A 9,529-nucleotide genomic window follows, 5' to 3' on the forward strand; every position below is an offset into this window, starting at 1 on the left:
GTCCCCCACCGAGCAGCTCACGCCCCACCGGGAGGCCACGCGCGCCCTGGACTGGGCGCTGCCCTCGCTCCGGGCGGACCTGGCGGCGGCGGCGCGGCAGCCCTTCCGGGAGACAGGGGCCCAGGAGGACTTCCTGCACCGCCATGACGCACCGGCCCATGAAGTCCAGGGGCCGGCGCGGACGGAGCGCTTCGAGCGGGCCCTGGCCCGGGTGCGGCGGCTCGCGGACGCGGGCGAGCCGCTGACCTTCGCCTGGATGGTGGAGGTCCAGTCGGAGCTCCTGGGCGGACCCACGGGCTTCCGCGCCGGGGACGCCTTCGCGTGGGGGGGCGCACACCGCTATGCGCACGCGCCCGGCCTGGAGGCGGCCTTCCGCGACAAGGTGGAAGCGGACGCGCGGGAGGAGCGTCACCCGGTGGCGCATGCCACGCGGCTGTACCTGGACCTGTGCTTCTTCCACCCCTTCCCGGACGGCAACGCCCGCGCGGCGCGGCTGTGGCTGGAATACATGCTGCGCCGGGGCCGGCTGCCCACGCCACCGCTGGCGCCCGTGGTGCTGTGGCCCAAGCGTCCGGGAGACGCGGTGAACTACACGCGGCTGGCAAGGCTGCTGGCCCGGACCATCGCGGGGCCGGACGCCCCGTGCCGCAACGAGGTGCCTGAATGAGCAGTGACGCTTCGGCTTTCACGTGGCGCCGCATCCGCGACAGCCTGGATGCCTACTCGCCGCAATCGCTGGCGTCCCGGCTGCGGGAGGCCCTGGCCCCCCTGCGCACCGGAAGCATCCACGCCAGCCGGCTCAAGCAGGCGCAGAACGTCGTGAAGGACCTGCTCCAGGCCGAGCTGGGTCCCTGGTACGTCGAGAGCGGCCTGCCCCTGGGCAATGAAGTGCTGGGGGGCTATTGCTGGTGTCACTCGTTCTTCAACCAGAACCCGCCGCATCGGACGTGGGACGTGGATGAGAACATCCAGCTCATGCTGGAGGCGCTGGAGCGGATCCGTTCGTTCCTGTACGCGCTGGACGGCGTGTATCAGGCCTCGCGCCGTCAGCTTGAGGCGGCCGCTGACGACAAGGCCCTCCGGGCGAAGGCGCTCGCGGAAGGGCTGGTGCGGACCGTGGACCTGACGGCGGAGACGACGTCCTGCGAGGAGACCTGGTACCAGGTCGCGCAGGACGCGATGACGTGGTGCATCGAGGCGATGGGACTGCCCTTGTCGGAGGCCACGCTGGAGCAGCTGGACAGCGCCTTCGTCTTCACGTCCTGGATCGCGCCTCCCCCGGAGGCTCTCCGTGAGGCGGCGGCGCGGGTGGCGGAGGTGGCCGTATGAGCCGGTCGCCCCTGGGGCACTGGCTGCTCATCCGCGACAGCCTGGAGGGGTATGACCCGGAGAAACTCATCCGGATGCTGCGCGAATACCTGGCGCCGCGCGTGCCTCCGGGGACGCGCAAGCTCACGGACGAGCAGCACGCCACGATGGTGAAACACATCCAGCGGATGCTCCACCAGAACCTGGGGCCCTGGTACACGGAGACGGGGCTGTATCTGGGCAATGAGAGCTTCGGCGGCTACTGCTGGTGCCACCGTTTCTTCGGACAGAAGCCGACGCCGAACATGAGCGTGGAAGCCAACATCCAGCTCATCATCGACGCGCTGGAGCGGTCGCGCGAATGGCTGTTCAAGCTGGATGCCCACTTCCAGGCGCTGAAGCGGGACCTGCCCTCGGGCCCGGACGACCATGACATCCGGATGCTGGCCCTGGCGGATGGACTCGTCACCACGATGAACCTCACCATGGAGGCCACGGGCTGCGAGGAGGCCTGGTACACCTTCGCGGACGAGGCGCTGTCCTGGATGTTCGACGCCATCGGGCTGCGCCCTGGCTATCAGGCCGGGAAGCTGATGCGGAAGCTGTTCGCCTTCGAGTCCTGGCACTCGCCTTCCGAGTGGGAGCTTCGCGCTTCATCGGAGAAGGTGGCGGCGGCCGTCGTGGAGGACGAGGGCCGTCGCCACACGCACTGACGCCCGCCCGCCTCAGTGGATGGGTTTGCCGCGCGTCATCCGGCGGGCCTGCTCGCGCGAGCCTCCCTTCACCTCGATGCGCTTGCCCTGGGGCAGCGCCTCCGGGAGCCTCAGGGAGATTTCCAGGACGCCGTTCTCGAAGTTCGCCTGGACCGACTCCGTGTCGATGCCTTCCGGCAGCGGAATGGCGCGGCGGAACAGCCCGGTGCTGCGCTCCAGGCTCCAGACGCCTTCGGCCTCCTCTTCCTCCTCCATCTCGAAGGAGCGCTCGCCTTCGATGATGAGCAGGTCCGGCTGCAACTCGACGTAGATGTCCTCCTGCTTCATTCCCGGCAGGTCGGCCTTCACGATGAGGTTTCCGTTCCGCTCCAGCACGTCCACCTGCGGTGACCAGAGGCCCTCGTCCAGCACGCCGCTGCTTCGGGCGGTGAGGCCCCGGCCTCCCATGCCGGTGAAGAGCTGGTCCATGTCCTCCAGCATCCGGCGCAGCAGTCCGAACGGGCTCAGGGGCGCCGCTTCCCTGCCGATGGCGGGGGCCTGGGACTCGCGGCGGCTGATGCCAGCGCCCGTCCTGGGCTCCTGTCCCTGCGAGGTGGCGCCCGGCGCGTTGGCCTGGGCGTTCTTCACGGCGGGCGAGGAGGAGGGCCCCCCCTGCGCGCCTGGGTTCCTGTTGTCGGTTGCCATGACGTCCTCCCTGGTGGAGCCGGCTGGCGCCCGGCCGCCGGACCGCACCGGTCACTCAAGCGGGGATGGAATCATCCCAACTCCAAACGTGGAGGCGCACGGCGGGACCATCAAGGGTCCGGGACCCCGCGGGCTGGCATTCACGGGCCCCCGCTACGCGAGCAGCGTGGCGTCCATCACGGTGAGGGCCACCCCGCCGACGCGAGCGCGTTCGATGTGGCCTGGCCGCCCGGTGACCTGGATGTCGATGCGGCCCGGCTTGCCAAGCGTATCGCCCTGTTCGATGCGGCTCGACACCGTGCCGCCGTGCTCCGGGAGGCGAAGGCTCCCGTGCTCGGCGAGCCAGGCCGCGAGCGGTCCCGCGGCGGAGCCCGTCACGGGATCCTCCAGGATGCCGAAGCCTGGGACGAAGTAGCGCGCCTGGGCCACGCTCCCCTCCTCCTTCGCTTCGCGGGTGAAGAGGTAGACGCCGCGCAAGCCGTGCGGCATCAGCAGCGCGTTCATCGCCGCGCCTCGCGGCGTCAGGGCCTCCAGGTCCGCGAGCCGCCGGAGGGGCACCACCAGCCGGTGGCCCTGGCGGATCACCGGCAGCGACGGGTCCACCTGCGACGCGGTCCCGCCCAGCGTGGCCATCAGCGCGTCCAGTGCCACGGGGCTGGGCTGCGCGGGCGGCGGAGGCGTGGCGATCCACACCCGAGTCCCATGCGTGCCCTGGGGCTCCAGCTCGATGCCGAACGTGCCGCCGGGGCACTCCAGCGTGTACGTCCCCGGGCTGCGCAGGAGCCCCTTCTCCGCGAGAAGGTGGAAGGTGGCCACCGTGGCGTGGCCACAGAAGGGAATCTCATCCACGGGCGTGAAGTAGCGCAGGCGCACGGTGGCGTCGCCGGGCCGGGACAGCAGGAACGCGGTCTCCGACGCGCTGACGGCCGCGGCGGTCCGCTGCATCGTGGGGACATCCAGCGCCGAGGCGTCGAGCACCACGCCCGCGCGGTTTCCTGCACCGGCAGTACGGGTGAAGGCATCGATGATGTGAACCTGCATGGGCGGACTCCGAACGGGACAAGGACCTGGGCAACGCCGCAGGCATGCTCCGCTCCACCGTTGGCGTCAAGCGCTGGCCCGACGCACGGGAGCCCTCACATCAGGGTTGAACAGGAGCGCACAAGCAGGCACAGCAGTGGTGCATGGGTCTCCTGAAGCAAGGTGGGTGGGTGGTGCTGGTGGCGTTGCTCCACGCGAGCGGCGCGGCGGCACAGATCGTCAACGTGCAGGCGCTCTTCGACGAGAAGGCGGAGCCGGGGCCGGCCGCGGCCATCGAGCTGGGAGGCGACTGGCGCACGGGCAGCACGGAGCTGTTCTCCATCCGCGGCTCCCTGGTGGGCCAGCTGCGCTCCGACCGCGGCGTCTGGCTGGGCGTCATCCGCGGTGAATATTCGTTCGCCAGCGGGGAGCGAATCGTCAGCCAGGTGCTGGAGCACGTGCGCTACCGGCGACAGTTCACGGACACGGTGTCGGGCGAGGTCTTCACCCAGCACGAGTACAACGAGTTCCGCCGGCTCCAGCTCCGGGCCCTGCTGGGCGCGGGTCCGCGCTTCGTCCTGCTCAACGAGGAACGCCTGGGAGTCACCTTCGGGGTGGCGCTGATGCTGGAGTACGAACGGTTGCGCAACGACGGCGAGCCGGACGCGGGAGACCGCTACATGGACCCGCGAGTCTCCAGCTATCTGCTGGCCCGGGTGAAGCTGATGGAGAACATCAACCTCGTGGAGACGGTCTACTTCCAGCCGCGAGTCACCCGCCCCTCCGACCTGCGCGTGCTCAACGAGACGATCTTCGCGGTGACGCCCAATCCCCGCGTCACGGTGGGCATCGGTTTCAACCTCACCTATGACAGCGCACCGCCCGCGACGGTGCCGCCCCTGGACACGCAGCTGCGCACCACTGTGGGCGTGAAATTCTGAGTGGGCGGCCAGAGGTTCGTCACAACAAACGCGTCATGGAGCACCAGAGGCGCAAAGCCCATCGGCCCAAGTGGCCCAGTGCGCCGTGAATCAGTCCGTCCTCCCCGCTCTCCGCGACGCGACCGTCTCCGCGGGAATCGTCGGGTGGCGACCCGGCCTGGAGGTCACCCTCGGGAGAGGAAGCGCCCCAACCTGACCGACGGTCGGATGACTCGCTCAAGGCCGAGCCCGGCACCTCCCCCTCGGTCCACACCCCGCCTGGCTCGCCAGGATTGAGACTCGGAGCGGTAGGAAGCAGCGCCCCGATGGCCGTCTCCATGGAGAGCACCGCCTCCTGGGAATGGGTTTCCATCCCAAGCGCGCCGGAGTTCCCAGCGGCAGGATCGAGGCGGCCGAGGCACGGTTCCTCCATGTGGGGACGCACCTCGAACGCCGTCTCCTGCACGGTGAATGGCGCACGGTCGCCAAGATCCGGCGCATCGACGCCAGGCCGTGCCCCCAGTGCCGTGTCTTGCGCGGGGGCTGATACTGGGACGCCACGGCATGCCTCCTGGGAGAGAGGGGCTTCGGGTGAAGCCTGCTCCTGGGGTGCGGGGGCAAAGGCGTTCAGCACGCGCTCGTCGCACGCTTTCAGCAGCGTCGGCAACTCGTGCTGAAGCGCCTGCACGTCGCGCTCGTGAAGGATCGCCATCACGCGGAACGCCCACTCACGCAGCGCCTCACCGCCCAGGAGCGGCAGCAGTTGGGCGGCGCCTCCGAGGAATGCCCGCTGCAGGGACTGAACGAGGAGCACGTGCCCGGGACGCGCCGCCACCCGCGCGGCCTGCCGCAGCAACTCGAATTCCACCTGGGCGCAGCTGGCCCCCGACTCCCAGCGCGCCGCGTCCTGGAGCTGGAAGCACGTGCTCCTCAGCCGCTCCAGGTCGAGGTCCGACGCCCTCGCGCAGCAATCGGCCAGAAGCTCCACCAGCACCTGCCGCTTGAGGCTGAAGTAGCCCTCCAGAAGCCACCGGGCGTCCGGGTTGCGCGCGTCATGCAGCGCCAGGCCCAGGTTCTCCAACGTCAGCGACTCATCCAGCGCCACCGCGCGCGTCTTGCGTCCGGAGCGCTGCACCACCAGCCCCCGCGCGGCCAGTCGCCGGAGCGCCTCGCGAATGGTGCCCCGGCACACCTCATAGCGACGCGCCAGCTTCGCTTCCGAGCCGAATTGCCCGCTCGGGGGCAACCGTCCCAGCGCGATATCGCGCTCGATTTGCGCCTCCACATAGGCCACGAGTCCTCCCCGTCCCATCCCTATTCCCCTCCTCGTCCCAGCATCGCCATCCAACCACAGGGGTCTGACATGGCCATGCGGCCCCCATTCTCATTGCCAGCCAGGAGGTCGCCCTCCGGGGCCGGACGGCGAGAAACCTGTCCGACAGTCGGACAAGTTCGCGGGCGCCATGTGGCGAAAACCTGTCCGACTGTCGGACAGGTTTTGAGGCAACCGGGCCCCGGCGGGCACCTCCATCCCTGGCCTCGCCTGCGCGTCCGCGCATGCATGACGTCGCGTCCCCGCGAAGCAGCGCGGCCTTTGGGCTTCATGCGGGGAAGCGTGTCCGACTGTCGGACAGGTTTGGAATGTGCTGGCCCGGCGGGCGCCTCGGCCGGTGGCGTCACCCTGGCACTTGTTGAAGCACACCCGCTCAGTCCGCCGCTGCGCTCCACGGCGCGCGTCCTCGCGGGCAACACCGGAGCACGGATGCTGTTGGCAACTTCGGGCGGCCCGCTTGAGGGTAGGCTTCAGCGATGGCGTCCCATTCCATCCCCGGCCCGGTCGTCCTCCTGGGCGGCGGCAAGATCGCAGAAGCCCTCATCCAGGGACTGTTGCGATCCGGCCAGGTGCGTCCGTCGGACCTGCGCGTCACCGTGCGCCGGCCCGAACGTGGAGAGGAGCTGCGCTCCCGGCACGGCGTGCACGTCCTCATGGACAACGCGCAGGCAGTGCGGGGCGCGGGAGTGGTCCTGCTGGCGGTGCGGCAGGTGCAGCTGCGGGAGCTGATGGCGGTCATCTCCCCTGCCCTGGAACCGGGGCAGGCCGTGGTGTCGCTGTCCGCGGATGTGCGGCTCGCGCAGTTGGAAGCGGCGTTGCCCGCCTGCGTCGCCGTCATCCGCGCCCTGCCCCATACGCCCGTGCGCGTGGGGGCGGGCGTGACGCCCCTGACGGCTGGGACCCGGGCGACGGAGGCCGCGAGGCAGGCCACCGAGTCCGTCTTCGCGGCGACAGGACGGCCGATGTGGATGACCGAGGAAGCCCTCACGGTCTGCACGGGCGTGTGCGGCACGGGCCCCGCGTATGTCTTCCGCTTCGTGGAGACCCTGGCCCAGGCCGCGATGGCGCATGGGATGGACGCGGCGGAAGCGGCGGCGCTCGCGAAGGAAACGCTCATTGGCGCGGCGAAGCTGCTGGCCGAGCCCGGCGCCACCACGCCTCGCCTCATCACGGAGATCGCGACACCGGGAGGCATCACCGAGGCGGGGCTGAAGGCGATGGATGCCCACGGTCTGCCTCGCGTCGTGGGCGAAGCGGTCTCCGTCGCCATCCAACGCACCCGGGAGCGCGCGGACGCGAGCGCCGCGGCCTACAGCACGCCGAAGTGACGCTTGAGCCCCCGCTGGCCTCCAGGCGTGACGATGAGGCCGCGAGAGTCGGGCTGACGCTCCACCCATCCCAATGAGAACACCCGGTCCGCGAGCGCCGCGCCCAGCGCCCCCGCGAGGTGGTCTCGCCGCTCGCTCCAGTCCAGGCACCGGTGGGCGAAGTGGCGCCGCTGCTCGCGCACGGGCGCCAGGTCGATGCCGAAGTCCTGGAACCACGCCTCGCCGCTCGGGGTGAGCGCGAACGCGCGTTTGCGAAGGGACAGGTGCCCGGCCCGCAGCAGCGCGTCGGTGATGCCCATGCCCAACCTGCCCGCCAGATGGTCGTAGCAGTAGCGCGCGGCCCTCAGGGGCTCCGGAGTCGCTGAAGCCCGGGGTCCCCGGACCGCCACGGTCATCAGCGCTTCCACCATCCGCGCCACGGTGGGAGTGGCGAGCCGGAACACCTTGTTGCGACCCTGCCGGGTGGCGCGGATCAGCCGGGCCTGCTCCAACCGCTGGAGGTGCGCGGTCGCCGTCGCGGGGCTGACGCCCGTGCCGAACGCGAGCTCCTTCGCGACGAGCGCCCGTCCCTCCATCAGCAACTCCAGCATCCGGATCCGCGTGGCGTCTCCCACGGCCGTGGCCAGCGTCGCGAGGTCCGGCCCTGCATTCATCATTCGGTCCATGACGAACCATTTCCTAGCACACGGACACGGCAACGGCAGCAGAGTGCCCGGCAACGAGGACCGATGACTCCACCGACCGACCCGTATCAAGCCGTCACCCACCCCGACCCATACCCCTACTACGCGGAGCTTCGAGCTCGGGGCGGCCTGCACCGCATCCCCGGCTTCGGGCCATGGATCGCGGCGGATGCGGCCACCGTCCGCGCGGTGCTCACGAACGAGCACTGCCGGGTCCGGCCGCGGTCGGAGCCGGTGCCTCCGCATCTGGTGGGCACCTCCGCGGGGGCCCTCTTTGGACGGCTGGTGCGGATGAACGACGGAGGTCCCTACCCCGCCGTGAAACAGACACTTTCAAGTGCGCTGCCGTTGGCGCTGCGGGAGATCGAAGCGGAGAGCCGCCGCCAGGCGGCTCGGTTGTTCGCAACGCCCGCGCTGTCACGGCTGCCGGACGCCGCCCTCCAGCTTCCCGTGTTCGTGCTGGGGTCGCTGCTGGGCTTCCCGGAAGACACGCTGGAGGCGAGCGTGCAGGACGTGGATGCCTATGTCCGCTCGGTCGCCGGGCCCCCCGTTGGCAGCGAGGGTGCGGCGAGGCTGAATGAACGCGTGGCGGCCTGTTTCCGGTCCACGGCGAGGACCGCGTTCGCGGCCCGGCTGATGGAAGGCCATGGCGCGGAGGACCTGCGCCTTCCCAACACCGTGGGCCTGCTCACCCAGGCGTATGAAGCGACGGCAGGTCTGCTGGGCGCGACGCTGCGGGCCTTCGCTCGCATGCCCGAGCTGCGCGAACAGCTCTCACAGGGCGCGTGCACGATGGACGACATGGTCCAGGAAGCGGCTCGTCACGATTCCCCGGTCCAGAACACGCGACGCTTCACCCATGCCGCCGCGCTCGTCGCGGGTCAGGAACTGGAAGCCGGTGAGACCGTGGTCGTCGTGCTCGCCGCCGCGAATCGGGATCCGCTCGAGAATCCCCAGCCCGACGCCTTCCTTCCACGGCGCGCGGGGCGCCAGACCTTCACCTTCGGCCTGGGCTCGCATGCCTGTCCTGGGCCCTCGCTCGCGACGGCGATGGTCACGGCGGCGGCGGAGCGCGTGCTCGCGAGCGGCCTGGACCTGTCGCCGCTGTCGGGCCCCGTCACCTGGCGTACTTCCACCAACACCCGCGTCCTGGGAGGACTGGAATGATTGCTGTCATCTTCGAGGTCTGGGCACACGAGTCGCATCGGCAGCGGTACCTGGACCTCGCGGCGGAGCTGCGGCCCCTGCTGGCGGACATCGACGGCTTCATCTCCATCGAGCGGTTCCAGAGCCTCAGCGAACCGGGGAAGCTGCTGTCCCTGTCCTACTGGCGCGACGAGGCCGCGGTGGCGGAATGGCGGCGACTGGAGGCCCACCGTGAAGCCCAGCGCGAAGGCCGGGGAGGCGTGTTCAGCGACTACCGCCTGCGGGTGGCGCACGTCGTGAGGGATTACGGCCTGAAGGACCGGGCGGCCGTGCCCGCTGACAGTCGCACCGTGCACGGCTGAAGCGGCTGGCGCACGGCGGCTGTCTTCCCGCC

The 9,529-nt window shown here is 70.3% G+C and carries 11 protein-coding genes; 7 read left to right on the forward strand and 4 right to left on the reverse strand.

Annotation, left to right across the window (positions count from 1 at the left end; all coding sequences use genetic code 11):
- The 3 genes from D7V80_RS42390 to D7V80_RS38155 form a co-directional block, all read left to right on the forward strand.
- Positions 1-667, forward strand: a 667-nt coding sequence (locus tag D7V80_RS42390) for a Fic family protein (RefSeq protein WP_199738959.1), incomplete at its 5' end; no start/stop codon positions are given.
- Positions 664-1,329, forward strand: a complete 666-nt coding sequence (locus D7V80_RS38150; protein ID WP_120592741.1) for a hypothetical protein — start codon at positions 664-666, stop codon at positions 1,327-1,329. The genes D7V80_RS42390 and D7V80_RS38150, both read left to right, overlap by 4 nt.
- The gene (locus D7V80_RS38155) at positions 1,326-2,021 is read left to right on the forward strand and encodes a hypothetical protein (RefSeq protein ID WP_120592742.1); all 696 of its coding nucleotides are present in this window, start codon (positions 1,326-1,328) and stop codon (positions 2,019-2,021) included. The genes D7V80_RS38150 and D7V80_RS38155 overlap by 4 nt, the downstream gene beginning before the upstream one ends.
- 12 nt (positions 2,022-2,033) lie before the next feature.
- Here the strand turns inward: D7V80_RS38155 and D7V80_RS38160 are convergent, their stop codons facing one another.
- Positions 2,034-2,705 (reverse strand): Hsp20/alpha crystallin family protein, encoded by a 672-nt coding sequence (locus D7V80_RS38160; protein WP_120592743.1) that lies wholly within the window; start codon positions 2,703-2,705, stop codon positions 2,034-2,036.
- A 153-nt stretch (positions 2,706-2,858) separates the two neighbouring features.
- The gene (locus tag D7V80_RS38165) at positions 2,859-3,746 is read right to left on the reverse strand and encodes a PhzF family phenazine biosynthesis protein (RefSeq protein ID WP_120592744.1); all 888 of its coding nucleotides are present in this window, start codon (positions 3,744-3,746) and stop codon (positions 2,859-2,861) included.
- A gap of 143 nt (positions 3,747-3,889) precedes the next feature.
- Here D7V80_RS38165 and D7V80_RS38170 point away from each other — a divergent pair, with 143 nt between their 5' ends.
- A complete protein-coding gene (locus D7V80_RS38170; protein WP_120592745.1) occupies positions 3,890-4,666 on the forward strand; it encodes a YdiY family protein in 777 nt (258 codons plus the stop codon).
- 19 nt (positions 4,667-4,685) lie between these two features.
- On the opposite strand, the gene D7V80_RS38175 is transcribed toward D7V80_RS38170, so the two are convergent.
- Positions 4,686-5,963 (reverse strand): FadR/GntR family transcriptional regulator, encoded by a 1,278-nt coding sequence (locus D7V80_RS38175; RefSeq protein ID WP_120592750.1) that lies wholly within the window; start codon positions 5,961-5,963, stop codon positions 4,686-4,688.
- 491 nt (positions 5,964-6,454) lie between these two features.
- Between D7V80_RS38175 and proC the strand changes: the two genes are divergently transcribed.
- On the forward strand, positions 6,455-7,306 hold the full coding sequence (gene proC, locus D7V80_RS38180) for a pyrroline-5-carboxylate reductase (RefSeq protein WP_120592746.1): 852 nt from the start codon (positions 6,455-6,457) through the stop codon (positions 7,304-7,306).
- On the opposite strand, the gene D7V80_RS38185 is transcribed toward proC, so the two are convergent.
- Complete coding sequence (locus D7V80_RS38185) at positions 7,288-7,971, reverse strand: helix-turn-helix transcriptional regulator (RefSeq protein ID WP_120592747.1); 684 nt, start codon at positions 7,969-7,971, stop codon at positions 7,288-7,290. The genes proC and D7V80_RS38185 overlap by 19 nt on opposite strands.
- Before the next feature lie 63 nt (positions 7,972-8,034).
- Between D7V80_RS38185 and D7V80_RS38190 the strand changes: the two genes are divergently transcribed.
- A complete protein-coding gene (locus tag D7V80_RS38190; protein WP_120592748.1) occupies positions 8,035-9,156 on the forward strand; it encodes a cytochrome P450 in 1,122 nt (373 codons plus the stop codon).
- Positions 9,153-9,497, forward strand: a complete 345-nt coding sequence (locus D7V80_RS38195) for an antibiotic biosynthesis monooxygenase (RefSeq protein ID WP_014397701.1) — start codon at positions 9,153-9,155, stop codon at positions 9,495-9,497. Before D7V80_RS38190 ends, D7V80_RS38195 begins: the two co-directional genes overlap by 4 nt.
- Positions 9,498-9,529: the final 32 nt, after the last annotated feature.

Source organism: Corallococcus sp. CA054B, assembly GCF_003611625.1.
Classification (GTDB): Bacteria; Myxococcota; Myxococcia; order Myxococcales; family Myxococcaceae; genus Corallococcus; species Corallococcus coralloides.